Source organism: Micromonospora sp. NPDC051925, assembly GCF_044548625.1.
In the GTDB taxonomy this organism is placed as follows: domain Bacteria; phylum Actinomycetota; class Actinomycetes; order Mycobacteriales; family Micromonosporaceae; genus Micromonospora.
On the sequence record NZ_JBIUCH010000030.1, the window covers coordinates 41,511 to 65,772 of the forward strand.

Consider the following 24,262-nt stretch of genomic DNA (forward strand, 5'->3'; position numbering starts at 1 on the left):
GCATCGCGGTCAGAGCCAGCCGGAGCGGCGGAACAGCCGGTGCAGGGTGAACGCGGCGGTCGCCATCAGCGCCAGCGCGGCCGGGTAGCCGTACCGCCAGGACAGCTCGGGCATGTGGGCGAAGTTCATCCCGTAGACGCCGGCCACCGCGGTCTGGGTGGCGGCGATCGCCGCCCACGCCGCGATCTTGCGCATGTCGTTGTTCTGGTCGACCGCGAGCTGGGTCAGTCGGGACTGGAGGATCGAGTTGAGCAGTTCGTCGTAGGAGGTGATCCGGTCGACGGCCCGGGTCAGCCGGCCCTCCACGTCGACGTACCAGCGGCGCAGCCCCGGTGGAGGGCCGCCGTCGGGCCCGGCGACCAGCGCGCGCAGCGGCTCCTGCAGCGGCAGCACGGCCCGCTTGAACTCCACCAGCTCCCGTTTGAGCTGGTAGATCTGCTGGATGTCGGCGTTGCGGTCGGGGGCGAAGACGCTCTCCTCGACCCGTTCCAGGTCCCGTTCGAGGTGTGCCGCGACCTCCAGGTAGAGGTCGACCATCCGGGCGGTCACCGCGTACGCCACCGCCCACGGACCCTCGGCGAGCAGTGACGGACGGTCCTGGATCTCCTGGCGGACCGGCGCGAGGGCGCCGGAGGCGCCATGCCGGACGGTGACCACGAACCGGTCGCCGAGCAGCACCATCACGTCACCGGTGTCCACCACCTCGGAGGTGGCGGTCAGCTCACCCTGCGCGACGTACGCGGCGGTGCGCAGCACCAGCAGGGTCACCGGGCCGTGCCGCTGCACGGTGGGCCGGTGCCCGTCGGCGAGCGCCTGCGCGACGGTCAGCTCGTCGAGGCCGAAGACCTGCCCGACGGCGGCCAGCACCGCCCCGCCCGGGTCGTGCAGGCCCAACCAGACGAAGGCGTTGCGGCCCCGTCGGACCCGGGCGTACGCGTCGGCGTAGTGCGGCTGGCCGGCTTCCCGGCGGCCGTTGACGTAGACCGCGCAGTCGACCACGGCGTCCGGGTTGACGCGCCGGGCGGTGCCGGCGGGGGTGTCGTCGGTCCGTTGCCGCAGCCGCCCGACCAGGGTGCCGAGCCGGGGTCCGAGCAGCGCCGTCAGCCCTCGCCGCTCCACCCTGTACCTCCGCCTCGCCGCGCCCGTTCGACGGCCCACCGTAGTACGTCGGTGCGACTGCCGATCGAGGGCGGTAGGGTCGCGCGGATTCCGGCCGAGGCGGCTGGGCGCGTGCCGGTCAGCCGAGGGCGGTGGCCCGCACGACGATGTTGTCGGAGTAGTCGCGGGCCCGTTCGTCGAACCGCCCTCCGCAGGTCACCAGGCGCAGCGCCGGTCCCGGTCCGCCCGGACCGTAGACCAGCGCGGTGGGGAAGTGCCGCTTCGGGTACGTCCCGACACCGTCGACCGCGAAGGTCACCGCCCGCCCGTCGGCGCGGGTGACCCGGACGGTGTCGCCGGGGCGCAGCCGCCCGAGGTCGAAGAAGACCGCCGGCCCGTCCCGGGTGTCGACGTGCCCGACGACGACGGCGTTGCCCGCCTCGCCGGGGCTGGCCCCGGGGCGGTACCAGCCGGCGACGGTGGGGCGGTCCAACGGGGGCACCTCCAGGGTGCCGTTCGGATCACCGGCCACCGGCACCAGTTCGGCGTGCACGCCGATGGCCGGAATGTCGATGCGTACCGGGGTGGAGCGGGGCAGCGCCGGTACGGGGGAGCGGCTGCTGTTGCCGCCGCTGACGTCGATGCTCGGTTGGGGTGGTCCGGCCGGTCCGATGGTCAGTCCGGCGGCGATCAGGGCGATCCCGGCGGTGCCACTGACCGTGACCGCCGCGACGGCCGCGCGGGTCCGGGCGGCCCACTCGCGTACACCCATCGCCCGTCCTCCCCGACGTCCGATGTGGTCGGGGTGCCCGCGCCGGTGCGGACCGGTGCGGGCACCCGTTCCCAGGGATGGTGTGTCTCGTCGTCAGGCGACGGTGGTCGCCGTCCGCTCAGGCGACGGTGGTCGCCGTCCGGCGTCGACGGCGCAGCAGCACGGTGGTGCCGAGCGCGGCTGCTCCGGCGAGCGCGCCGCCAGCGGCCAGCAGGCCGGTGTTGCCCGTGCCGCCGCCACCACCGGCGGGTGCCGCACCGATCGGCGTGACGGCGAAGGTGGCGCTGCCCGCAGTGCTGCCGTCACCGCAGGTCGCGGCGACCGTGTAGGTGCCCAGGGTGAAGCCGGCGGTGAAGAGTTCGGCGCTCAGTCCGCCGCCCGCGGCGGCGGTGGTGGAGCGGACGTTCTGGTCCCGGTCCGGGCCGGTGACCCGGAAGATCACGTCACCCGACTTCGGGTTGCAGGTCGTCGCGGTGAGCACCACCGTCCCGCCGACCGGGGTGGAGGCCGGCGATACCGTGGTGTCCGCGAGCGCGGCGGTCGGGAGCAGGAGCGTGCCGAGTCCCACGCCGAGCGCCGTCGATACGAGAACCTTTTGTGCCTTCATACGCGTCTTCCCTCACTTTTCGTCCGCTGTCTGCGTGGGGACGTCGTTCGGGTGGCCAACTCCGTAACTAGCACCGGTGTGCCCAACACTAGGAGGGTTGGGCACCCGTACCGGTGTAAATGAGAAATCTTCGTTGCCGTCACGTGTTTTCCCCCGCGCCGCAGAGCGGTGGAAATGCCGGCACAAGAGCGGACATCCGCCCGTTCCCTACTACCCAGCCTCCTAGGATGCTTAGCGGGTGTGTGCCGCGCCGCGGAGCCGACGCCCCGGCATCGAGACACCGACGACACCGGCCTGCGGCGTGGAATCAGGAGAGGCCCGGCGATCTGGGCGGCCTGCGGTGGGGCGGGTGGGGTCAGCGGCGACGGGCCTGGAGGGTGTAGGTCTGGGGGAGTCGCCACGGACGTTCGGTCAGCCGCCACTCGCCGTGGTCGTCCCTGGCCTGCCGTCCGGGCAGCGAGTCCCAGGGGGCGCTGTCGTGCTCGCACAGCATGGTCAGCTCCAGCCCGGCGTCGAGCAGGGCGGTGACCACCTCGCCGAGGCCGTGGTTCCACTCGTGCACGGTGTTGTTCGTGAAGGTCGCGTCGGTGCTCACGTAGGTGCCGCCCTCCTCCCAGACCATCGGCTCGGTCCGCTCGAAGTACGGGTACTCCACCACCAGCAGGCCGTCCGGACGGGTCTCGTCGACGGCCCGCAGCATCGGGTGCCCCTCACGTAGGAAGAGCCGCCCCCCGGGGCGCAGCAGGGTGGCGACCACCTCCGCCCAGCGGCGGATGTCCGGTAGCCAGCACAGCGCGCCGATGCCGGTGTACACCAGGTCGAAGCCGCCCACGTCGAGGACGTCGGGCGCGTCGTAGACGTCGGCCTGGACGAAGTCGACGGCCGCGCCGGTACGGGCGGACAGCGACCGGGCCTGGGCGAGGGAGAAGCCGGAGAAGTCCAGTCCGGTCATTCGCGCGCCGAGCCGGTGCAGCGAGACGGTGTCGGTGCCGATGTGGCACTGCAGGTGCACGCCGCGCAGTCCGGTCACGTCACCGAGGCGGGGCAGGTCGAAGCGGACCACCTCGCTGAGGTAGGCCGGGTCGGCGGCGAAGCGCGCCACCGCGTACTCGGGCGAGGCGGCGTGGGCGGCGGCCCGGTCGTCCCAGCTGGCCCGGTTGAGGGTGCGGTAGTCGGTGGCGGGCCGAGCGGGCCCCTTGTCGTCGTTGTCGGTCACCGGCTGACCGTGACAGATGTCGGTTTCCGGCTCAACGGCAATTCGCGTCCGGCCGGGCTGGTAGGTTGCCTGTCCGTGGCGGGGGAGCGGTGGGACGCCCGGTTCGGCAAGCTCTGGGCGGCGAGCACGCTGTCGGCGCTGGGTAGTGGCATGGCCACCGTGGCGGCCCCGTTGTACGTGGCCTCCCGCAGCGACGATCCGCTGGTGATCGCCGCCGCGTCCGGGGTGGCGTGGCTGCCCTGGCTGCTCTTCGCCCTGCCCGGTGGGGTGCTGGCCGACCGGCTGGACCGGCGGCGGTTGATGGTGGTGATCGACTCGGTGCGGGTGGTCGCCCTGGTGACGTTGGGCACGGCGATGCTGGCCGGGCAGGCCGGCGTACCACTGCTGTACGCGGTGCTGTTCGTGGCGAACACCGGCGAGATCGTGTTCCGGGCGGCCAGCCAGGCGATGCTCCCGGCGATGGTGCCGACGTCCCGGCTGGAACGGGCCAACGGCTGGCTCAGCGGCGGCGCCACGCTCACCAACCGGATGCTGGCCGGCCCGCTCGGCGGGTTCCTGTTCGTGCTCGCCGAGAGCATCCCGTTCCTGGCCAACGCCGGCACGTACGCGATCAGCGCGGTGCTCGTCGCGCTGATCGCCGGGTCGTACCGGGGTGGCGGGGACACCGGTCGGGCGGCGGCCCGGTCGATGCGCGCGGAGATCGCGGCGGGGTTCCGGTTCCTGCTCGGCCAGCGGTTGCTGCGCACCATGGCCGTCCTGATCGGCCTGCTCAACCTCACCCTGACCGCCGCGATGGCGGTGCTGGTGCTGCTCGCGACCGAGCGGCTCGGGTTGGACTCGGTCGGCTACGGCCTGCTGTTCACCAGCATGGCGATCGGCGGGCTGCTCGGCGCGGTGGTCGGTGACCGGCTCATCGCCTGGGTCAGCCCGACCTGGACGGTGCGGGTCGGGCTGCTGGTCGAGGCGGGGCTGCACCTGGTGCTGGCCGCTTCGACCAGCTCCTGGCTGGTCGGGTTCGCGCTGTTCGCGTTCGGCGTGCACGGGGCACTGTGGGGGATCGTGTTCCATTCGTTGCGGCAGCGGCTGACCCCGTCGGAGCTGCACGGCCGGGTCGGCGCGACGGCACTGTTCATCGCGGCCGGCGGCAACTGCGCGGGTGCGCTGCTCGGTGGGGCGGTGGCCGGGACGTTCGGGTTGACCGCGCCCTACTGGGCCGGGTTCGTGGTGGCCCTGGCCGTCTCCGTCGCGACCTGGCGGGTGTTCGACCGGCCCACTGTCGCCGCCGCCTACGCCGGGTCGGCGGCCCGGCAGCCCGCCCCGACGGGCGCCGGCACGAGCTGAGCGGACCGGCACCGGAGACCTCGGGACCGGCGTCCCCGGTCAGGAGGAGACGGTCAACACCGTCCGCTCGGCGGCCGAGCGGTGCGCCAGCTCGATCAGCTCGACCGTGTGCACCGCGTCGCGGGGGTCCACCGGCAGCGGCCCGCCGTTCCGCAGCGCCGCTTCGACCTGGGCGTAGAAGTCCTGGTAGCGGCCCGGGTCGGTGGGCTCCGGGCGGAGGTCGTCGCCCGCGCCGAGCAGGCCGTACCGGTCGGGGGTGACCTCGCCCCAGCCCGGCGCGTCCGGCCGGCCGCCGAGGCGTAGCGCCTCCTCCTGCCCGTCGAGGCCGTGGCAGGTGTACCCGGCCCGGTCACCGAGGACGCGCAGCCGGGGGCCGAGCTGGGCGGTCACCGCGCTCATCCACAGGTGGGAGCGGACTCCGCCGACGTGGGTGAGCGCCACGAACGCGTCGTCGTCGACCTGCGCGCCCGGTCGCCGCCGGTCCACCTCGGCGTAGACGGTGCCGACCGGTCCGAACAGCTGTACGGCCTGGTCGACGAGGTGGGCGCCGAGGTCGTAGAGGACGCCGCCGGCCTCGGCGGGGGTGCCGCCTTCTCGCCAGCCGGCCTTGATCTCCGGCCGCCAGCGTTCGAAGCGGGACTCGAAGCGGGTGACCCGGCCCAGCGCACCACCCTCCACGAGCCGTCGGGCGGTGCGGAAGTCGCCGTCCCACCGGCGGTTCTGGAACACCGTCAGCGGGACGCCCCGGCGGGTCGCCTCGTCGACCAGCGTACGGGCGTCGGCGGCGGTGGCGGCGAGCGGCTTGTCCACCACCACCGGCAGGCCGGCCGCGACGGCCTGCCGGGCCGTCGGCACGTGGGAGCTGTTCGGGGTGGCCACCACGACCAGGTCGAGGGCGTCCGGGTCGGCCCACAGCGACTCGGCGTCGTCGACGACCCGGGCGTCGGGGTGCTCGTCGGCCACCTGTTCCCGGCGCTGCGGGTTGGCGGTGACGACGGCGGCCAGCCGCAATCCGGGGGTGGCGGCGATCAGCGGGGCGTGGAACACCCGGCCGGCGATGCCGTAGCCGAGCAGCCCGACCCGCAGTGGGCGTGTCGTGTCCGTCATGGTGTGCCCCCCGATCGCCGGTGCCGGTCGCCCGTCCCACCGAACCTACGCGCCGGCCGGCGGGGCGCGGGTCACCGGCCCGGTCCCGGACGTCGACCGGGCCGGTGACCCGCTGGCCCGCACCCGCTTGTCTCAGGACCGGGCCGGGCGGTCAGCGGCCCGCGTCAGGCCGGTGCGGGGTCGTTCACCCAGCCGGTGACCAGCACCAGGCCGGTGGGGCGGTGCACGGCGAGGAAGCCGAACGGCCGGTCGACGTCGAAGCGCACCCGCCGTCGGCGGACGGTGGCGCGGGGTGACGCGGCACCGGCCCGCATGGAGACGGTGGTGACGGCCGCGGCGCGAAAGCCGGTCGCGGCGAACTCGGCCCGGGTGCTCTGCCGGGCGTCGGAGATCGACAACTGCGGGCTGATGTCGGGGAAGTGGTCGCCGTCGTGACGGGCGGTGGCCAGGCCGAACAGGTCGGCGTGGTCGAGCAGGTCGTGGTCGCCGGTCACGGTGAAACCGACGGTACGCACCAGCAGCTCCGGCCGGTCGTCGTACGCCTCGACGGTCTCCTCGGTGACACCCGGCCCGGCCTGCGGGGGCAGCGTCGGGGTGTCGTCGAGCGCGCCGAGCGCGGCCGGTAGCACCCGGGCGGGCGGCTGTCCGGTGGGGCCGAGGACGAGCAGCACGTCGACGTCGGCGTCCCCGGTGACGGTCAGCAGGCTGATCGGGCCGGCGGCGGTGTCGGCGACTCTCAGCGCGGCCGGGTCGCCGCCGGGTCGGTGCAGGCCGGCCAGCGGGCGACCCTGCCACGGCCCGGTCGTCGGCTGGCACCGGGCCGGCTGGAACGGGGAGGCCCAGTCGACGAGCACGGTCAGCGCGTTGGCCAGCACCAGCGCGGTGCCCGGCCCGACCTGGACCGGCATCCGGGTGATCAGGCCGTCGGTGCGCTGGTGTGCCCACCGGTCGAGCACCGGCTGGTCGACGGTCGGGTCGCCGGTCAGCTCGCCCCGGGTCGAGGCGTCCAGCTCGGTACGCCAGCGGTGCCCCAGGGGCAGGCCGGCGCGGGACCAGAGGCCCGCCGCCAGTCGGGTGGTGGGGGAGTCGATCGGGTTGTCCGGGGCGGGGGCGACGGCGCGCAGCTCGTCGCGAGCGGGGCCGGTCGCGTACCGGGCGAGCAGGGCGAGCAGCGGGTACACCCCGGCGCCGGACAGGACGGTCTGCCGGTCGTCCAGTCGGGACGCCCAGCGGGCGGTGAGGGCGTTGGCGTACGGGCTCATGGGGCGGCACGGTACCCGGGTCGCCCCGGCCGGCGTTCAGGTGCGGGCCGGACCGGTGCGGACCGGGGTGGGCGCAGCCGGGTGTCCCGGTGCGGGCCGGGCCGGGTGCCACCGCGTCGCCGCCTCGGCAGGTGGGGTGGGGTCCGTTCCGCCGGCCGCCGGTGGTGTGACAGCGTGATCGGGTGAGCGTGCGCGTACCGGTCGACGTCGACCTGGCCGTCGTCGGTGGTGGTGGGGCCGGCTCGCTGGTCCTCGCCGCGCTGGCCCGGCACGAGCTGCCGGGTCTGCGGATCGCCGTGGTGGACCCGGTGCGCAAGCGCGGCCAGGACCGCACCTGGGCGTTCTGGGGCACCCCCGGTGGTGACCTGGAGGCGATGCTCAGTGCCAGTTGGTCGCGGGTGGAGGTGACCACGCCGGCCGCCGTCCGGGTGCTGGACCTGGCCCCGTTGCGGTACGCGATGCTGCGCTCCGGGCCGGTGTACGAGCGGGCCGCCGAGGCGGAACTGCGGCTCGGCGCGACCCGGTTCGACGCGGCGGTGGGGGCGCTCGACGACGACGGCACGACGGTGACGGTGCGGGACACCGACGGGCGGGCGTTGCTGCGGGCCGGCTGGGTGCTCGACTCGCGTCCCCGTCCGCCCCGCCGGCCCGGCCGGACGGCCTGGTTGCAGCACTTCCGGGGTTGGTGGTTGGAGTCGTCGACGCCGGTGTTCGACCCGGGCCGGGCGGTGCTGATGGACTTCCGTACCCCGCAGCCGGCCCGTGGTGTCTCGTTCGGCTACGTGTTGCCGGTCAACGATCGGTACGCGTTGGTCGAGTACACCGAGTTCTCCCCGTCGTTGATCTCCGACGCGGGCTACGACGCCGGGTTGCGCGGTTACGCCGGGCTGCTCGGGCTGGACCTGGCCGCGCTGCGGGTGCGGGAGGTGGAGGACGGGGTGATCCCGATGACCGACGCGCCGTTCGACGGCCGACCGTCGCCCCGGGTGGTGCGCCTCGGCACCGCCGGTGGGGCGACCCGCCCGTCGACCGGGTTCACCTTCTCCGCCATGCACCGGCAGGCCGAACAGGTGGCCGCCGCCCTCGCGGCCGGTCGGCCCCCGGTGCCCCGGCCGGCGTACCCGGGGCGGCACCGGTGGATGGACGCGGTGGCGTTGCGGGCGTTGGACTCCGGCGCGGTCGGTGGTCCGGAGTTCTTCGACCGGCTCTTCGACCGGAACCCGGCGGCGCGGGTGCTGCGGTTCCTCGACGGGGCGACCGGCCCGGTGGAGGATCTGGCGGTGATGCGGTCGAGTCCGCTGCTGCCGATGACCTCGGCGGTGCTCGGCGACGCCGCCGGCCGGCTGCGTGCCCGGTTGTCCCGGTCCTGACGGGTGGGTGCCGGGCCGGCACGGTGGGCGCCGATCGGGTCAGCCTGCGGCGCGGACCGTGTCGCGGATCAGGACCCGGAGACCTTCCATCGGGTCGCCGTCGTTCGCGCCGAGCCGGTTGCGGGTCGCCGCCACCGTCAGGCCCAGTTCCGGGTACGCGTAGGCGAGGCTGCCACCGCTGCCGGCGGTGCCGAACGAACCGTCGTCGTCGACCGCGTAGCCGAGACCGAACGCCATCTGCTGGCCGAACACCCACTCGACGCCCCGGACGGCCGCCGTGCTGACCTGGCGCAGCCGGGCGGCGGAGATCAGTCGTACCCCGTCGACCTCGCCGATGAGGGCGGCGTACAGCCGGGCGGCGGCGCGGGCGGTGAGGGTGCCCACGGCGGGCACGTCGGCGCGGAGCACGTCCGGGCGGCTGCCGATGGTGGCGTCGGGCCGCACGGCCGGTGGGGCGACGGCGTCGAAGTGCGGCAGGTGGGTGGAGGCGAACTCCATCAGGTCGGCCAGGCCGTTGTCCTCCAGCGTCGCCAGCCGGTGCAGGTCCGCCTCGGGTACGCCGAAGAACAGTTCCCCGGGCACGCCCAGCGGCGCGACCACGTCCTCGGCCAGCACGGCGGAGATCCGCCGTCCGGTGACCCGGCGGACCACCTCGCCGACCAGCCAGCCGTACGTCCACGCGTGGTAGGCGATCTGTTCGCCGGGTGCCCATCGGGGCACCGTGTCGGCGACCAGCGCGCACATCCGGTCCCAGTCGGTGAAGTCGGCCGAGGTGGTGTTGGCGGGCAGGGCCGGCACCCCGGCGGTGTGGGTGAGCACGTGTCGCAGCGTGACGGCGTCCTTGCCGTGCCGGGCGAACTCCGGCCATACGTCGGCGATGCGCAGGTCGTAGTCGAGCCGGCCCTGTTCGGCGAGTACGTGCACCACGGTGCTGGTCAGGCCCTTGCCGGTGGAGACGCCGAAGATCGGGGTGTCGGCGGTCAGCGGCCGTCCGGTGGCGATGTCGGCGGTCCCGGCGGTCTCGTCGACGATCAGCCGACCGTGCCGGTAGGCGGCCACCTGCACGCCTGCTTCCCGGCCCGAGTCGACCAGCGCGTCGATGGTCCTGCGTACCTCGGCGCTCAGGCCGGCCCTGTCGTCGGTCATGGTCGTCGACTCTGCCAGAACCGGTCTCCGTCCCGCCGCCGGTTTTCCGCTGCGGCTGACGGTCGTGGGGCGGTGGCGCCGGGAGCGGGGTGCCGCGCCTCCGGCGACCGCCGGCACCGGTAGGTTCGGCGCCATGGTGGACGCGACGGCCGGCAGGGTCGTGGAGATCTGGACCGACGGGGCGTGCAGCGGCAACCCCGGCCCGGGTGGTTGGGGTGTGCTGCTGCGTTACGGCGGGCACGAGCGGGAGGCGTGTGGTGGCGAGGCCACCCCGACCACCAACAACCGGATGGAGCTGACCGCCGCGATCGAGGCGTTGGAGATGCTGACCCGGCCGGCCACCGTGCGGCTGCACACCGACAGCACGTACGTCCGTAACGGCATCACCAGTTGGCTGGCGTCGTGGAAGCGCAACGGCTGGCGTACCGCCGCCCGGCAGCCGGTGAAGAACGCCGACCTGTGGCAGCGGTTGGAGGCGGCCTGCGCCCGGCACGAGGTGAGCTGGCACTGGGTGAAGGGGCACAACGGCCACCCGGAGAACGAGCGCGCCGACGCGTTGGCCAACCGGGGGATGACCGAAGCGCGGTCCGGGGTGGGCGCATCTCGCTGAGCGCGCCGCGGGTGGTGGGTCGCGGGTCGGACTACTCGGTGGGTGGGTGGGCCGCTTCCTCCTCGGCGGGGTCGCCCGCGCCGGAGACGGCGTCCACGTCGTAACCGGCGCGGCTGGTCGCCCGCGCCGACAGGTGCTCCTCGGCCGGCAGGTCGGCGAAGTCGTCGCCGGTGTCCCCGCCGCCGCCCAGCGACTCGCCCGGCGGGCGCAGTGACGCCTCGTACGCCGGCACGCCGTCCGGCTCGTCGGTGTCGGCCCGGTCGGTGCGTCGTTCATCCGTCATGCTGACCTACCTGCCCGCCACGGCGGCGGGCAAACCCGCCGTCGTGGTCAGCAACGGCCGCGTTCCCGGCGCGCGGGTGGTGGTGGCCGGACCGGGGTGAGGGTCAGTCCGGTCCAGTGCCCGGGGTGCCGCAGCGTCGGGGGGAGGGTGGTGTGCCGGTCGCCGCGCGCCGCGTCGAGCTGGGACTGGTGCAGGAAGAGGGTGCTCGACAGGTTCGCCCGGCGCAGGTCCGCTCCGCGCAGGTCGGCGCCCGTGACGTCGGCCCGACGCAGGTCGGCACCGCGCAGGTCGGCCCCGACCAGGCACGCGCCGCGCAGGTTCGCCCCGACCAGGTCCGCTGCGCGCAGGTCGACGCCGAGCAGCATCGCGCCCCGCCGGTCGGCTCGCCCGGTGCCGGCGCGGGCGGCGTCGCTGGCGGCCGAGAGCAGCGGGTTCACCCGGCCCCGGTGGGTGTCCACGTCGACCGAGGCCAGCTCCTCGGGGGTGCCGGCGGCCAGGGTGTCGGTGGCGTCCCGGGCGGCGCGTAGCTCGTCGTGCAGCGGGCCGGGCGGGGTGAGCGTCAGGGCCTCGGTGAGGTACCAGAGCAGTTCGTGCAGGGGCCGTAGGACGGTGAACGAGGCGAACATGCCGGCGGCCGTGGCCGGGTCGTCACGCCAGTCCCGCCCCGGGTAGGTGACCTGGCTGACCCGCTGGCCGGCACCGAAGCAGTCGAACACGACGCAGCCGGGGTAGCCGCGTTCCCGCAGTTCGTCGTGGATGCCGCAGCGGGAGTCGGTGCGCAGGTGCGGGCAGGGTCGACCGGCGGGTTTGTGCTGGGCGAAGTCGGCGGAAGCGGCGAAGGCCGGGGCGACGCAGCACAACCCGACGCAGCGGGCGCAGTCGGCGCGCAGCCCGGTGGTTTCCGACATGCTGCCCGGTGTCTCCCTGTCTCGACGGTCATGGTGGGTGGTGGGGTGGCGGGCGGGCCACCTCGCCCATTGTTCCGCACGGGCAGGCTGGGCGTGCCGGGGCAGCGCGGTGGCGTCGGTCGGCGTAGGTTGCCACGGGTGCGGATCACCAGGTACACCCACGCCTGCGTCCGGCTCGAACAGGACGGCCGGGTGCTGGTCGTCGATCCGGGCACCTGGAGCGAGCCCGGGGCGTTGGCCGGCGCCGACGGGGTGCTGGTCACCCACGAGCACACCGACCACGTCGACGTGTTACGGCTGGCCGGGGCGGGTGTCCCGGTCTTCGCCCCGGAGGGTGCGCGGCTACCCGGCCCGGTGTCGCTGCCGGTGACCCGGGTGAGGGCCGGGCAGCAGTTCACCGTGGCCGGGTTCACCGTCCGGGCGGTCGGGGGCCGGCACGCCACCATCCACGACGGGCAACCGGACTGCGTCAACCTCGGCTATCTCGTCGACGACGCGGTCTATCACCCGGGTGACAGCCTGCACCTGCCCGGCCGGCCGGTGCAGACGCTGCTGGTGCCCGCGCAGGCGTCCTGGCTCAAACTCTCCGAGGCGATCGGGTTCGCCCGGACGGTCGGCGCGGCACATACCCATCCGATCCACGACGCGCAGCTCAACGACCGTGGGTTGGCCAGCGTCAACGGCTGGTTCACCGAGACCCTCGGCGACGGCTACCGGTACCTGCCGCCCGGTGCCACGGCATGAGCCGCGCCCGGACGGCCACCGAGCACGTCGACGTGCTCATCGTCGGTGCCGGGCTGTCCGGTGTCGGTGCCGCCTGCCACCTGCGGCGCAACTGCCCCGACAAGACGTACCGGGTGTTCGAGGCGCGCGACGTGATCGGCGGCACCTGGGACCTGTTCCGCTATCCGGGCATCCGCTCCGACTCGGACATGTTCACCCTCGGCTACTCCTTCCGACCGTGGACCGACCCGAAGGCCATCGCCGACGGTGACGCCATCCGCCGCTATGTCCGCGACACCGCCCGACAGTACGGCGTCGAGGAGCACATCCGCTTCCACCACCGGGTGCTGCGTGCCGAGTGGGACAGCACCGCCGCCCGTTGGACGGTCCACGCCCGACGCGGCGACACCGCCGAGGACGTGACTCTGACCTGCGACTTCCTCTTCACCTGCACCGGCTACTACCGGTACGACGCCGGGTACACCCCCGAGTTCCCCGGTGTCGAGCGGTACGCGGGCCGGCTGGTGCACCCGCAGCACTGGCCCGAGGACCTCGACCACACCGGACTGCGGGTGGTGGTGATCGGCAGCGGCGCCACCGCGGTGACCCTGGTGCCGGCGTTGGCGCGGCGGGCCCGGCACGTCACCATGCTCCAGCGCTCACCCACGTACGTGATCGCGCTGCCGGCCCGGGACCGGCTGGCCGACGCGCTGTGCCGTCGGCTTCCTGCCCGGGTGGCGTACCCGGTGGTGCGCGGGAAGAACGTGCTGCTGGGCGCTGCCAACTACCAACTCAGCCGGCGGGCGCCGAGGCTGGTGCGGTGGTTCCTGCGCCGGGCGGCGAAGGGACGCCTGCCGGCCGGCTACGACGTGGACCGGCACTTCTCGCCCCGCTACGACCCCTGGGACCAGCGGCTCTGCGTGGCACCCGACGGCGACCTGTTCGCGGCCCTGGCATCCGGCCGCGCCTCGGTGGTCACCGACACCGTCGACACGTTCACCCCCGGCGGCATCCGGCTCGGCTCGGGCGTCGAACTGCCCGCCGACGTCGTGGTCACCGCCACCGGGCTGCAACTGCTCGCCCTCGGCGGGATGACCCTCACCGTGGACGGTGTCGACGTCGATCTCGGCCGGACGGTGGCGTACAAGGCGATGATGCTCTCCGGGGTGCCGAACTTCGCGCTGACCATCGGCTACACCAACGCCTCCTGGACGTTGAAGGCCGACCTGGTCGCCACCTACGTCTGCCGGCTGCTGCGTCACCTGGACGCCACCGGCCAGCAGATCGTCACCCCGGTCGCACCGACCGACGGTGCGCTGACGCCGCTCATCGACCTGCGCTCCGGGTACGTGCTGCGCAGTGTGGACACGCTGCCCAGACAGGGTGCCCGAGCACCCTGGCGGCTCTACCAGAACTACGTCCGCGACGTCGTGCTGATGAAACACGGGCGACTCGTCGACGAGGGGGTGCGTTTCACCCGGGCGACCGCCGACCCCCCGACCGGTTGAGCCCGTCCACCACCTTCTTCCCCTGTCCCTCTCACGCAGCAAGGAGGCCGCGTGCGTAGCTTCGACTTCACGGCCGGGACCGCCGTGGTCACCGGTGCCGCCAGCGGAATCGGCGAGGCGCTCGCCCACGCGTTGGCCCGGCGCGGCAGCAACCTGGTCGTGCTCGACCGCGACGGCGACCGGCTCGACGCGGTGGCCGCCGCGGTCCGCGCCGCCCATCCCGGCCGTCGGGTCGACACCCATCTGGTCGACCTGGCCGACCTGTGCACCACCGCGCGGGTGGCCGAGGAGATCCGGGCCCGGCATCCCCGGATCCGGCTGCTGATCAACAACGCCGGGGTGGCCCTCGGTGGTCGGTTCGACCAGGTCACCATGGACGAGTTCCACTGGGTCGTCGACGTCAACTTCCGGGCGCCGGTGCAGCTCACCCATGCCCTGCTGCCGGCGTTGCGGGCCGAGCCCGGCGCGCACCTGGTCAACGTCTCCAGCCTGTTCGGCCTGATCGCCCCGGCCGGGCAGACCGCCTACGCGGCCAGCAAGTTCGCCGTCCGGGGCTTCACCGAGGCGCTGCGGCACGAGTTGGCCGACGACGGCATCGGGGTGACCTCGGTGCACCCCGGCGGCATCGCCACCCGGATCGCCCGCAACGCCCGGGTCGGCAGCGGGGTGTCCCCCGCGGAGTTCGAGTCAGCGCTGCGGCAGTTCGAGAAGCTGCTGTCCATCCCGCCCGAGCGGGCCGCCGAGGTGATCCTGCGCGGGGTCGAACGTCGACGCGGTCGGGTGTTGATCGGCTGGTCGGCGAAGCTGCCCGACCTGCTGGCCCGGGTCGCGCCCGGCTCGTACGGACGGCTGCTCGCCGCCGGCATCCGGGTCGCCGGTGGTCCGGCCCGGCGTGCCGGCCGCCCCATCCCGGCGGAGGTGCCCGCCGGGGAGATCGGATGAACACCCCCGCCGGCCCCGCGCCCTGGTGTCGGGGGCGCGGTCTGCCCCCGACACCCTTCGGTCAGGGCGGGCTGCTGCCCCGCTTCTCCTCCTGCGCCAGCACCGCCTCCCGGCGGTCCGGGTCGTCCCGGGCCGCCAGCTCCGCGGCCAGCCGCGGATCGGCCACCAGCTTCTCCCGGTTGCGGTGCAGAAAGGCCGCGAACCCCCCGGTGTACGGGCAGGCGAGATCGCCGAGTTCCCGGTCCGGCTGGTAGCGGCAGCCGGTGCAGTAGTCGCTGATCTCGTCGATGTACCGTCCGTCCACGGCGTACGGGCGGGTGTCCACCCGGGCCAGGTCGGCGTACTGGCTCATGCCGACGACGGTCGCGTTCATCACCCAGTCGGCGCCGTCGACGAAGCTGCGGTGGAACCAGTCGGCCAGCTCGGCCGGACGCCAGCCGCGCTGCAACGCGTGGTTGCCGAGCACCAGCAGCCGTTGGGCGTGGTGCACCCAGGCCCGGTCCCGGACGCCGGCGAGCACGTCGGCGAGGCAGCGGGCCTCCACCGCGTCGGCGTCGAGGTCGACGAACCACTGCGGCAACGGTTCGGTCGCAGCCAGCCAGCCGGCGCCCCGGTAGGGCGGCTCGATGTACCAGTACAGCTGCCAGAGGAACTCACGCCAGCCGAGGAGGCCCCGCAGGAACGCCTCCACCGAGGCCAGTGGGGCGTCGCCGGCCCGCCATGCCGACTCCGCCCGGCGCAGCGCCACCGCCGGGTCGAGCAGCCCCAGGTTGAACGAGGCGGAGAGCATCCCGTGCGCCAGCACCGGGTCCTCGGCGCTCATCACGTCGCCGTAGCGGCCGAACTCGGGCAGCCGGTGCCGGATGAAATGGTCCAGCCGCTCCTCGGCCTCGGCGTGGCTGGCCGGATGCGAGCGGGGGGCGTCCCGGCCGACGAACCGCACCCCGTCGCGTTCCCACCGGTCCAGGTCGGCCCGGACTTCGGCGTCGATGTCGTCCTCGACGATCGGCGGCGGGGGCGGCACGTCCAGGGTGCGTCCGGCGCGGGCGGCCCGTGGCCGTTCGGTCGGCCCCGGGCCGGTGAGCACCCCGTGCCGCCGCTTGGCGTACCGGTAGAAGTCGACCATCCGCAGCTGCCCCCGCCGGGGCCGGTCCGCCCAGTCGGCGAAGTCGGCCCGGTCGGTGACGAAGCCGCGGGGCGGCAACATCGTCAGCTCCGGGACGGACCTGACGAAATCGAGGGTCGCCCGGGTGGTCGGGTGGCAGACCTCGACCGGGCCGTCGACCGACGCCAGTGCCTCCCGGAACGTTCCGGTACGCAGCAGCAGCGCCCGGTCGCCCAGCTCGGCGGCGCGGTGCCGCAGGGCGCTGAGGATCAGGTGCGCCTTCTGTCGGTGCAGCCGCCGACGACGGAACAGCTCGGTGACCTCGACCAGCAGCACCGGTTGGCGGTCGTCGTCCAGGAAGTGCGGCCCGAGTTGATCGGCGAGCAACCACCGGCGGGGAGACATGGGTCGATTGTGCCCAGTCATCCGATCACCCCGCGTGGCGGGGTCGATCGGCCGGGTGATCGCCGGTGGTGGCCGGCCGACCGGCGGCGGGTTCACCGGGTCGGGTCCGTCCGGCAGTGGCACGGGCCACCCCGGTCCACCCGCCACCGTCCACCGGGGTCGTGGGGACGCACCATGGCCGTATGACGCATCGCAGCAGTGCGCGGGCGCGGGCGGGCGTCCGGACCCACCGGCGGCTGCTCGGGTGCGGCGTCCGGGTGGACCCGGGGCCGGACGCGTCGGTCGTCCCCGTCCGCCGCCGGGCCGGTCTGGTCTGGGCGGTGGCCGTCACCGCCTACCTGGCGGCGGTGTTCCACCGCAGCTCCCTCGGGGTGACCGGGGTGGACGCCACGCACCGGTTCGGCATCAACGCCTCCGCCCTGGCGGTGTTCTCGGTGGCCCAGCTCGCCGTGTACGCCGCCATGCAGATCCCGGTCGGGGTGCTCCTCGACCGGTACGGATCCCGCCGGCTGCTGCTGGCCGGCGGCGCGTTGATGGCCACCGGTCAGCTCTGCTTCGCCGTCGCCACCGACGTCCGGCTCGCCGTCGCCGCCCGGGTGCTGGTGGGCCTCGGTGACGCGATGACCTTCATCAGCGTGCTGCGGATCGTCGCGTTCTGGTTCCCGGGCCGGCGCAACCCGCTGCTGGTGCAGCTCACCGGCACCTTCGGCCAGCTCGGTGCGATCCTCGCCGCGGTGCCGCTGGTGGCGCTGCTGCACCACGCCGGCTGGACCCCGGCCTTCCTGGTCGCCGCCGGGCTCGGGGTGACGGCCGTGCTGCTGGTGCTGGTCGCCGTCCGGGACGGCCCGCACGTCGGGCAGGGCACCACCGTCACGCCCGACCTGCTCACCGTACGGCGGGAGTTGGCCGCCGCGTGGGCCCAGCCGGGCACCCGGCTGGGCCTGTGGTCGCACTTCGTCGCCCAGTTCTCCGGCGCGGTCTTCGCGCTGCTGTGGGGCTACCCGTTCCTCGTGCAGGGGCAGGGTCTGCCGCCGACCGCCGCCGCGTCCCTGCTCACCCTGATGACCATCGGGACGCTGCTCGGCGGGCCGGTCATCGCCTACCTGTGCGCCCGGCACCCGTTCCACCGGTCGGTGGTGATCTTCGTGGTCACCGGGGCCAGCGCCGGAGTCTGGGCGGTCGTGCTGGCCTGGCCCGGCCGGTCCCCGCACTGGCTGCTGGTGCTGCTGGTGCTCGTGTTGGCCCTCAACGGCCCCGGTTCGGTGATCGGGTTCGACTACGCCCGCACGTCCAACCCGGTGCACCGGATCGGCAGCGCCACCGGGATCGTCAACGTCGGCGGGTTCGTCGCCTCGATCGTGCTGGTGCTGGCGATCGGGGTGGTGCTGGACCTGACCACCCCGGCGGGCGCGACCGCCCCGCCGCTGGACGCGTTCCGCTGGGCGTTCGCCGTGCAGTACCTGCTCTGGGCGATCGGCGCGGTCCAGGTGCTGCGCTACCGTAACGCCGCCCGTCGGCGGCACGTCGATCGGCCCGATGTCACCGGCGTCGACGCCGTCCGCGTGGCAGAGCCGGGCGACCCGGTGCGCGTACCCCCGGGGGACCGGCCCGACGGTGGGGGTGACCGGCCGGCGGGCGGTGAGTCCGGCGGACCGATGGGTTGGGCGGCATGATCGCGGTAGGTTCGGCGGTGAGCGGGGCCCACCCGGCCACCGTGCCGGTAACCAGGGAGGACACAGCGTGAGCCAGGAAGTCCGGGGCGTCATTTCACGGAGCAAGGGCGCTCCGGTCGAGGTCACCACCATCGTGGTGCCCGACCCGGGGCCCGGCGAGGCGGTGGTGAAGGTGCAGTCCTGCGGGGTCTGCCACACCGACCTGCACTACCGCGAGGGCGGCATCAACGACGACTACCCGTTCCTGCTCGGCCACGAGGCGGCCGGGGTGGTGGAGCAGGTGGGCGACGGGGTCACCGAGGTGGCCCCCGGTGACTTCGTGGTGCTCAACTGGCGGGCGGTCTGCGGCGAGTGCCGGGCCTGCCGGCGTGGCCGGCCGTGGTACTGCTTCAACACCCACAACGCTACTCAGAAGATGACCCTCACCGACGGCACCGAGCTGACCCCGGCGCTGGGCATCGGCTCCTTCGCGGAGAAGACGCTGGTCCACGCCGGCCAGTGCACGAAGGTCGACCCGGCGGCCCGGCCCGCCGCCGTCGGGCTGCTCGGCTGCGGCGTGATGGCCGGTCTCGGCGCGGCGATGAACACCGGGCAGGTCACCCGGGGCGACTCGGTCGCCGTCATCGGCTGCGGCGGTGTCGGTGACGCGGCGGTCGCCGGTGCCGTCCTGGCCGGCGCGACCACGATCATCGCGGTGGACACCGACGGCCGCAAGCTCGACTGGGCGCGCAAGTTCGGCGCCACCCACACCGTCGACGCCTCCGCCGAGGACGCCGTCGAGGCGATCCGGGCCGCCACCGGCGGGTTCGGCGCCGACGTGGTGATCGACGCGGTGGGCCGGCCGGAGACCTGGAAGCAGGCGTTCTACGCCCGTGATCTCGCCGGCACCGTGGTCCTGGTCGGGGTGCCCACCCCGCAGATGACCGTCGACCTGCCGCTGCTGGACGTCTTCGGCCGGGGCGGCGCGCTGAAGTCCAGCTGGTACGGCGACTGCCTGCCCAGCCGGGACTTCCCGCTGCTCACCCAGCTCTACCTGCAGGGCCGTCTCGACCTGGACGCCTTCGTCACCGAGGAGATCGCCCTGGACCAGGTCGAGGAGGCGTTCCGCCGGATGCACCACGGCGACGTGCTGCGCTCGGTGGTGGTGTTCCCGTGACCGCCCGGGTCGACCACGCCGTCACCTCCGGCACCTTCTCCCTCGACGGGCAGACCTTCGACGTCGACAACAACGTCTGGGTCGTCGGCGACGACACCGAGTGTGTGGTTCTCGACGCCCCGCACGACGTCGCCGCGATCCGCCGGGTCGTCGGCGACCGACGGGTGGTGGCCATCCTCGCCACCCACGCCCACGACGACCACGTCCGGGTCGCCCCCGAACTCGCCAAGGCCACCGGCGCGCCGGTGCTGCTGCACCCGGACGACCGGGTGCTGTGGGATCTGGTCCACCCCGGCCTGGCCCCCGACGGCGAGTTGTCCGACGGGCAGGAGATCATCGTCGGCGACACCATCCTGCGGGTGCTGCACACCCCCGGCCACAGCCCCGGCGCGTGTAGTTTCCACGCCCCCGCGCTGGGCGCGGTCTTCACCGGCGACACCCTCTTCGCCGGTGGTCCCGGCGCGACCGGCCGGTCGTACAGCGACTTCCCGACGATCGTCGAGTCGATCCGGACCCGACTGCTCACCCTGCCGGCGGACACCGTGGTGCACACCGGGCACGGTGCCGACACCAGCATCGGCGCGGAGGCCCCCCACCTGCAGGAGTGGCTGGCCCGCGGCCACTGATCCGTACGGGCCGGGCGGCGGTGCGCCCCGCCCGGCCCGTACGGATCCAGGATCGACCGTGAGAACCCGGCCGCCCGAGGGCTGCCCGGGTTCCGATGCTGCTGCCCGCGTCCGTCGTGCCGACCCACGCCCAGGCCGCGGCGCTGCGCCATGTCCGGCAGGTGCCGCTGGTAGCTCTGGCACACGCGGTAGCACCCGGCTGCCTGATCCGGTGGATCGCCCCGGTCCGGGGCCGGATGTCCGGTCCGTCGAGTGACCCGGACCGCAGCCCACGCCCCGGTCAGCATTTCCGGAATGACCGACATGCCAGCCTGGTTGTGTCCCCCGTACCGCCGGCACCACACCCCGTCCGGCGTGGCAGTTTCCCCGAGGCCCGCTCACCCCGGAGCGGGCCGCCACGATCGAAAGGGCAACCATCGTGAAGCTGGACTTCACTCGATGGCTCCCGGCCATCGCGAAGAACCGCAGGACCGCACTGAGTATCGCCGGTGTCGCCGCCCTCGGCGGCCTGGCGTTCGGCCCCGCCGCCGTGGCCGCCCCCGTCACCAGCGGACCCCACCAGGGTGCCCGTGCCGCGATCGACCTGGCCACCGGCAAGAACCGGGAGGGCAGCACGGTCGAGTCCGGTCTGACCATGGGCAGCAGGACCGCCGACGTACCGGCCGACAAGCCGAGCAGAGACGAACTCATTCCGCGCGGCGTCGAGGGCGCCCAGTCCCGGGTTCCGCTGGACGACGCGCAGCTCGCCAACGCCAGGGCGATCATCAAGGAGGCCAAGCGGACCGGCGTGGGGGAGCGCGGCGCCGTGATCGGCGTGGCCACCTCGCTCCAGGAGTCGAAGCTGTACAACCTGGGTCACCTGGGCGCGTACAACGACCACGACTCGCAGGGCCTGTTCCAGCAGCGTCCGTCGTCGGGTTGGGGCACGCCGGAGCAGGTCACCGATCCGGGGTACGCCTCCCGGGCGTTCTTCGACGCGCTCAAGAACGTGCACGGCTGGCAGGACCTGCCGCTGACCACCGCGGCGCAGACCGTGCAGGTCTCGGCCTACCCGTACGCGTACGCGCAGTGGGAGCAGCAGGCGGCGGACATCGTCCAGCAACTCTGGTGACCACCTGAAGCAGGCCGACCGGCCGGTTCCCCTCGTGGAGCCGGCCGGTCGGCCTGCGTTCACCGACGGCCCCACGAACTCGACGGCGGTCGGCGGCACCCCGTCCGGACCGGGTGAAGGTCGTCTACACCGGACCGGGTGGTGCGCCGGCGTGTCGGGTCGGTGGACTGTAGACGATCATGACCAGGCGTCGGTGCGCGAAGCTCCCCGGGTCAGCGGCGGTGGGCGGCGCGGTGGTTCAGGGCGATGTCGATCGCTGCGGCGACCAGGGCCAGCGTGACGATGCCGATGGCCAGCAGCAGGGAGTGCCGGAACGCGGCGGCCCACTGGCCGCCGGTGCTGGCCAGTGACGAGAAGAACAGCGCGCCGACGGCGGCGATGCCGGCGGCCGAACCGATCCGCTGCCCGGTCTGCAACATCCCGGCCGCGCTGCCCGCCTGCGGCACCGGCACCTCGGACAGGGTCAACGTCTGGTTCGGGGTGATCACCAGGCCGCTGCCGAGGCCGGCGAGCAGCAGGGGCACCGCGGTGAGCAGTGGGATCGACCCGTGCGGGGTGCCCCGCAGGACGAAGACCACCCCGCCGAGGCCGACCAGCACCAGGACCAGCCCGATGGCGACCAGCGGGCGGCCGAACCGGTTGACCAGTCGGCCGCCGAGGGTGGCGGCGAGCGCCGAACCGAGGGCGAACGGGGTGATCGCCAGGCCGGCGGTCAGGGCCCGGTAGCCGAGGCCGTTCTGGAGGTAGAGGGTGAAGATGAAGAAGATCGCGGTGAACCCGCCGAAGTAGATGAGCGCGATGACCGCCCCGATGGTGTACGATCGCAGCCGGAACAGCCCCAGGTCGAACAGGGGAGTCCGGGTGCGCCCGTACCGGCGTTCCCAGCCGCCGAAAGCGACCAGGACGACCAGCCCGGCCGGGATCAGCGCCCACTTCCACGGGCTGGGCCACTGCTCCCGCTGCACCAGGGGCAGCAGCAGGAGCGTCACGCCGACCCCGAGCAGCAGCACCCCGACCGGGTCGAGCCGGTGCCGGTCGAGCCGGCCGGCAGACCGGGTGGGCAGCAGCCGCCAGCCGAACAGCACCGCGACCACCCCCACCGGCACGTTCACGAAGAACACCCACCGCCAGCCGTCCGCCTCGCCGCCGAGTTGGATGAGCAGACCACCCAGCAGCGGGCCGACGGCGGTGGAGATCCCGATGGTCGCGCCGAGCAGACCGAACGCCCGACCCCGCTCCGCGCCCCGGAACAGCTGCTGGATCAGTCCGGTCACCTGCGGGTTGACCACCCCGGCGGCGGCGCCCTGCAGGAGCCGGGCGGCGATCAGCCAGCCGGGGGACGGGGCGAGCCCGGCCAACGCGCTGGTGACGGTGAACAGGGCGACCCCGACCACGAAGGCGTTGCGTCGACCCCGGGCATCGCCGAACCGGCCGGCCGGCACCAGCATCAACCCGAAGGTCAGCGCGTACCCGGAGAGCACCCACTGCAGGTCGTTGGAGCTGGCGTGCAACGCCCGATCCATCGACGGGACGGCGACGTTGACGATGCTGACGTCCAGCAGCGTCATGAACGCCGCGACGAGGCCGACTCCGAGGGCCTGCCAGCGGCGTCGGTCGTCCGCCGGGCTCACCTCGGACCGGCGATCGGGCATGCCGGAGCGCTACCCGGGGGCCGGCGGGGCAAACCGGCGTTCACGCCGGCTGGCGGGCACACCAGCGGGGGCCGAAGTCCAACCCGGCCACCGGCGAGTCCTCGCGGTGCAGCAGGCCCTTCTCGGTGAGCAGGCGCAGCGGCCCGTGGACGTCCTCTTCGGCCAGCCCCGCCTCCTTGGCGATCAGGTCGGGGTACGGCACCTGGCCGCGCGTCTCCAGCATCGCCACCGCCTCGTAGACGCGTACCTCGGCCTCCGACAGATGTATCTGCTGCATGGTGACCTCCTCCCGGTGACCCGGCCGGCCGATTGGGCGGTCCGGTGGTGCGGCTTACCCGCTGGCCGCCCGGCAATGCCTGCCGGACGGCCGGTCGTGCGCGCCTACGCGAGGGCTGGTGCCCTAGGCTGGCCGGCATGATCATCTGGGATCTCGTCGTTGTCGGCGCGGGGCCGGCCGGGCTCAGCGCGGCCCGGGAGGCCGCGGCGGCCGGCGTGCGGACGCTGGTGCTGGACCGGGCCGTGCACCCCCGGTACAAGACCTGCGGAGGGGGCCTGATCGGCACCTCCCTGTCGGTGGTGGCCGGTCGGATCGAGGTGCCGGCGCACGACCGGGTCGACCGGGTGACCTTCACCCGGGACGGCCGACGGGGCTTCACCCGCCGGCACGGCACGCCGCTGGTGACCATGGTGCGCCGGGACGAGTTCGACGACCGGCTGCGCGCGGCGGCGGTGTCCGCCGGGGCCGAGGTCCGCGAGGGCGTCGCCGTCCGCGCCCTCGACCAGGACCCCGACGGGGTACGTGTACGGCTGGCCGACGGCACCGCGGTGACCGCCCGTACGGTGATCGGGGCGGACGGCTCCGCCGGGGTGACCGCCCGGCACGTGGGCGTCCGGTTCCGTCAGGTGGATCTGGGGTTGGAGCGGGAACTGCCGGTGTCGCCGGCGCAGGCGGCCCGCTGGCGGGGTCGGCTGCTGCTGGACTGGGGGCCGTTCCCGGGCTCGTACGGCTGGGTCTTCCCCAAGGGGGACTGCCTCACCGTCGGGGTGATCGGCGCCCGGGGTGAGGGTGACCGGACCCGGGCCTACCTGCGGGACTTCGTCGACCGGCTGGGCCTGGCCGGGGTGGCCGCCGAGCACGACTCCGGGCACCTGACCCGCTGCCGGGCCGAGGACTCACCGCTGCGCCACGGTCGGGTGCTGGTGGCCGGTGACGCGGCCGGGCTGCTGGAGCCGTGGACCCGGGAGGGGATCAGCTACGCGCTGCGGTCCGGGACACTGGCCGGTGCGGCGGTCGCCGCCGGTGACCTGGACCGGTACTCCCGGGAGGTGCACGAGCGCCTGGTGCCGTCGATGCGGGCCGGCCACCGGTTGCTGGAGGTCTTCGCGCGTCGTCCGGAGGTGTTTCACGCCTTCGTGGCGACCCCGGCCGGCTGGGCGATGTTCGTCCGGTTCTGCCAGGGCCGGGTGAGTTTCGACCGGGCCCTGGACCGGGCTCCGGTGCGGGCCGCCCTGGCCCTGGCGGACCGGCTGCCCGCCCGACGTGGGCAGCCGCGCGTTCCGCAGGCCCGTGGCATCGGCCGCTGACCCGCATCGCCTGCCCTCGTGGCCCGCCCGGCCGCGCGGCCCACAACGCACCTGACC

Annotated in this window: 23 protein-coding genes; 11 read left to right on the plus strand and 12 right to left on the minus strand. The window is 74.0% G+C overall.

Going from position 1 to position 24,262, the window contains the following annotated elements; translation table 11 throughout:
• Window positions 1–9 precede the first annotated feature (9 nt).
• The 4 genes from ACIG87_RS29685 to ACIG87_RS29700 form a co-directional block, all read right to left on the minus strand.
• Window positions 10–1,119: a magnesium and cobalt transport protein CorA gene (locus ACIG87_RS29685; protein ID WP_396854925.1), complete on the minus strand. Its 1,110-nt coding sequence runs from the start codon at window positions 1,117–1,119 to the stop codon at window positions 10–12.
• Window positions 1,120–1,237: 118 nt separating this feature from the next.
• Entirely contained in the window at window positions 1,238–1,870 is a 633-nt protein-coding gene (locus tag ACIG87_RS29690) for a class F sortase (RefSeq protein ID WP_396854926.1), read from the minus strand.
• A gap of 118 nt (window positions 1,871–1,988) precedes the next feature.
• Window positions 1,989–2,477 carry a hypothetical protein gene (locus ACIG87_RS29695; RefSeq protein WP_396854927.1) on the minus strand — a complete coding sequence of 163 codons (489 nt, stop codon included), beginning with the start codon at window positions 2,475–2,477 and terminating at the stop codon, window positions 1,989–1,991.
• Window positions 2,478–2,832: 355 nt separating this feature from the next.
• On the minus strand, window positions 2,833–3,693 hold the full coding sequence (locus ACIG87_RS29700; RefSeq protein ID WP_396854928.1) for a class I SAM-dependent methyltransferase: 861 nt from the start codon (window positions 3,691–3,693) through the stop codon (window positions 2,833–2,835).
• A gap of 9 nt (window positions 3,694–3,702) precedes the next feature.
• Between ACIG87_RS29700 and ACIG87_RS29705 the strand changes: the two genes are divergently transcribed.
• Window positions 3,703–5,034 (plus strand): MFS transporter, encoded by a 1,332-nt coding sequence (locus tag ACIG87_RS29705; protein ID WP_396854929.1) that lies wholly within the window; start codon window positions 3,703–3,705, stop codon window positions 5,032–5,034.
• A 39-nt stretch (window positions 5,035–5,073) separates the two neighbouring features.
• On the opposite strand, the gene ACIG87_RS29710 is transcribed toward ACIG87_RS29705, so the two are convergent.
• Both ACIG87_RS29710 and ACIG87_RS29715 read right to left on the minus strand, forming a co-directional pair.
• The gene (locus ACIG87_RS29710) at window positions 5,074–6,141 is read right to left on the minus strand and encodes a Gfo/Idh/MocA family oxidoreductase (RefSeq protein WP_396854930.1); all 1,068 of its coding nucleotides are present in this window, start codon (window positions 6,139–6,141) and stop codon (window positions 5,074–5,076) included.
• A 164-nt stretch (window positions 6,142–6,305) separates the two neighbouring features.
• On the minus strand, window positions 6,306–7,403 hold the full coding sequence (locus ACIG87_RS29715) for a serpin family protein (RefSeq protein WP_396854931.1): 1,098 nt from the start codon (window positions 7,401–7,403) through the stop codon (window positions 6,306–6,308).
• Window positions 7,404–7,585: 182 nt separating this feature from the next.
• On the opposite strand from ACIG87_RS29715, the gene ACIG87_RS29720 reads away from it, so the two are divergent.
• Complete coding sequence (locus ACIG87_RS29720; protein WP_396854932.1) at window positions 7,586–8,773, plus strand: lycopene cyclase family protein; 1,188 nt, start codon at window positions 7,586–7,588, stop codon at window positions 8,771–8,773.
• Between the two features lie 39 nt (window positions 8,774–8,812).
• Here ACIG87_RS29720 and ACIG87_RS29725 read toward each other — a convergent pair whose 3' ends face one another.
• Window positions 8,813–9,919, minus strand: a complete 1,107-nt coding sequence (locus tag ACIG87_RS29725; RefSeq protein ID WP_396854933.1) for a serine hydrolase domain-containing protein — start codon at window positions 9,917–9,919, stop codon at window positions 8,813–8,815.
• 133 nt (window positions 9,920–10,052) lie between these two features.
• Between ACIG87_RS29725 and rnhA the strand changes: the two genes are divergently transcribed.
• On the plus strand, window positions 10,053–10,529 hold the full coding sequence (rnhA, locus tag ACIG87_RS29730) for a ribonuclease HI (protein ID WP_396854934.1): 477 nt from the start codon (window positions 10,053–10,055) through the stop codon (window positions 10,527–10,529).
• 31 nt (window positions 10,530–10,560) lie between these two features.
• Here the strand turns inward: rnhA and ACIG87_RS29735 are convergent, their stop codons facing one another.
• Complete coding sequence (locus ACIG87_RS29735) at window positions 10,561–10,812, minus strand: hypothetical protein (RefSeq protein WP_396854935.1); 252 nt, start codon at window positions 10,810–10,812, stop codon at window positions 10,561–10,563.
• A 47-nt stretch (window positions 10,813–10,859) separates the two neighbouring features.
• Window positions 10,860–11,720, minus strand: a complete 861-nt coding sequence (locus tag ACIG87_RS29740; protein WP_396854936.1) for a pentapeptide repeat-containing protein — start codon at window positions 11,718–11,720, stop codon at window positions 10,860–10,862.
• A gap of 138 nt (window positions 11,721–11,858) precedes the next feature.
• Here ACIG87_RS29740 and ACIG87_RS29745 point away from each other — a divergent pair, with 138 nt between their 5' ends.
• From ACIG87_RS29745 to ACIG87_RS29755, 3 genes are read left to right on the plus strand one after another with little or no spacing between them, the layout of a single operon-like run.
• Entirely contained in the window at window positions 11,859–12,464 is a 606-nt protein-coding gene (locus ACIG87_RS29745; protein ID WP_396854937.1) for an MBL fold metallo-hydrolase, read from the plus strand.
• On the plus strand, window positions 12,461–13,951 hold the full coding sequence (locus ACIG87_RS29750) for a flavin-containing monooxygenase (RefSeq protein WP_396854938.1): 1,491 nt from the start codon (window positions 12,461–12,463) through the stop codon (window positions 13,949–13,951). Before ACIG87_RS29745 ends, ACIG87_RS29750 begins: the two co-directional genes overlap by 4 nt.
• A 51-nt stretch (window positions 13,952–14,002) precedes the next feature.
• The gene (locus tag ACIG87_RS29755) at window positions 14,003–14,893 is read left to right on the plus strand and encodes an SDR family NAD(P)-dependent oxidoreductase (RefSeq protein ID WP_396854939.1); all 891 of its coding nucleotides are present in this window, start codon (window positions 14,003–14,005) and stop codon (window positions 14,891–14,893) included.
• A gap of 61 nt (window positions 14,894–14,954) precedes the next feature.
• Here the strand turns inward: ACIG87_RS29755 and ACIG87_RS29760 are convergent, their stop codons facing one another.
• A complete protein-coding gene (locus ACIG87_RS29760) occupies window positions 14,955–16,403 on the minus strand; it encodes a cryptochrome/photolyase family protein (protein ID WP_396854940.1) in 1,449 nt (482 codons plus the stop codon).
• 182 nt (window positions 16,404–16,585) lie between these two features.
• On the opposite strand from ACIG87_RS29760, the gene ACIG87_RS29765 reads away from it, so the two are divergent.
• From ACIG87_RS29765 to ACIG87_RS29780, 4 genes are all read left to right on the plus strand, one after another.
• Window positions 16,586–18,076 carry a nitrate/nitrite transporter gene (locus ACIG87_RS29765; RefSeq protein ID WP_396854941.1) on the plus strand — a complete coding sequence of 497 codons (1,491 nt, stop codon included), beginning with the start codon at window positions 16,586–16,588 and terminating at the stop codon, window positions 18,074–18,076.
• A gap of 67 nt (window positions 18,077–18,143) precedes the next feature.
• On the plus strand, window positions 18,144–19,232 hold the full coding sequence (locus ACIG87_RS29770; protein ID WP_396854942.1) for an S-(hydroxymethyl)mycothiol dehydrogenase: 1,089 nt from the start codon (window positions 18,144–18,146) through the stop codon (window positions 19,230–19,232).
• Entirely contained in the window at window positions 19,229–19,858 is a 630-nt protein-coding gene (locus ACIG87_RS29775) for an MBL fold metallo-hydrolase (protein WP_396854943.1), read from the plus strand. Before ACIG87_RS29770 ends, ACIG87_RS29775 begins: the two co-directional genes overlap by 4 nt.
• A 418-nt stretch (window positions 19,859–20,276) precedes the next feature.
• The gene (locus ACIG87_RS29780; RefSeq protein ID WP_396854944.1) at window positions 20,277–20,969 is read left to right on the plus strand and encodes a hypothetical protein; all 693 of its coding nucleotides are present in this window, start codon (window positions 20,277–20,279) and stop codon (window positions 20,967–20,969) included.
• Between the two features lie 212 nt (window positions 20,970–21,181).
• On the opposite strand, the gene ACIG87_RS29785 is transcribed toward ACIG87_RS29780, so the two are convergent.
• Window positions 21,182–22,621 (minus strand): MFS transporter, encoded by a 1,440-nt coding sequence (locus tag ACIG87_RS29785; protein WP_396854945.1) that lies wholly within the window; start codon window positions 22,619–22,621, stop codon window positions 21,182–21,184.
• A gap of 40 nt (window positions 22,622–22,661) precedes the next feature.
• Window positions 22,662–22,898: a hypothetical protein gene (locus tag ACIG87_RS29790; protein WP_396854946.1), complete on the minus strand. Its 237-nt coding sequence runs from the start codon at window positions 22,896–22,898 to the stop codon at window positions 22,662–22,664.
• Window positions 22,899–23,035: 137 nt separating this feature from the next.
• Between ACIG87_RS29790 and ACIG87_RS29795 the strand changes: the two genes are divergently transcribed.
• A complete protein-coding gene (locus tag ACIG87_RS29795) occupies window positions 23,036–24,205 on the plus strand; it encodes a geranylgeranyl reductase family protein (RefSeq protein ID WP_396854947.1) in 1,170 nt (389 codons plus the stop codon).
• Window positions 24,206–24,262: the final 57 nt, after the last annotated feature.

Coding starts and splice junctions, on each gene's coding strand:
- ACIG87_RS29690 (WP_396854926.1), bottom strand. CDS start 1,870: ATGGGTGTACGCGAGTGGGCCGCCCGGACCCGCGCGGCCGTCGCGGCG.
- ACIG87_RS29695 (WP_396854927.1), bottom strand. CDS start 2,477: ATGAAGGCACAAAAGGTTCTCGTATCGACGGCGCTCGGCGTGGGACTC.
- ACIG87_RS29710 (WP_396854930.1), bottom strand. CDS start 6,141: ATGACGGACACGACACGCCCACTGCGGGTCGGGCTGCTCGGCTACGGC.
- ACIG87_RS29715 (WP_396854931.1), bottom strand. CDS start 7,403: ATGAGCCCGTACGCCAACGCCCTCACCGCCCGCTGGGCGTCCCGACTG.
- ACIG87_RS29725 (WP_396854933.1), bottom strand. CDS start 9,919: ATGACCGACGACAGGGCCGGCCTGAGCGCCGAGGTACGCAGGACCATC.
- rnhA (WP_396854934.1), top strand. CDS start 10,053: ATGGTGGACGCGACGGCCGGCAGGGTCGTGGAGATCTGGACCGACGGG.
- ACIG87_RS29735 (WP_396854935.1), bottom strand. CDS start 10,812: ATGACGGATGAACGACGCACCGACCGGGCCGACACCGACGAGCCGGAC.
- ACIG87_RS29740 (WP_396854936.1), bottom strand. CDS start 11,720: ATGTCGGAAACCACCGGGCTGCGCGCCGACTGCGCCCGCTGCGTCGGG.
- ACIG87_RS29750 (WP_396854938.1), top strand. CDS start 12,461: ATGAGCCGCGCCCGGACGGCCACCGAGCACGTCGACGTGCTCATCGTC.
- ACIG87_RS29760 (WP_396854940.1), bottom strand. CDS start 16,403: ATGTCTCCCCGCCGGTGGTTGCTCGCCGATCAACTCGGGCCGCACTTC.
- ACIG87_RS29765 (WP_396854941.1), top strand. CDS start 16,586: ATGACGCATCGCAGCAGTGCGCGGGCGCGGGCGGGCGTCCGGACCCAC.
- ACIG87_RS29785 (WP_396854945.1), bottom strand. CDS start 22,621: ATGCCCGATCGCCGGTCCGAGGTGAGCCCGGCGGACGACCGACGCCGC.
- ACIG87_RS29790 (WP_396854946.1), bottom strand. CDS start 22,898: ATGCAGCAGATACATCTGTCGGAGGCCGAGGTACGCGTCTACGAGGCG.
- ACIG87_RS29795 (WP_396854947.1), top strand. CDS start 23,036: ATGATCATCTGGGATCTCGTCGTTGTCGGCGCGGGGCCGGCCGGGCTC.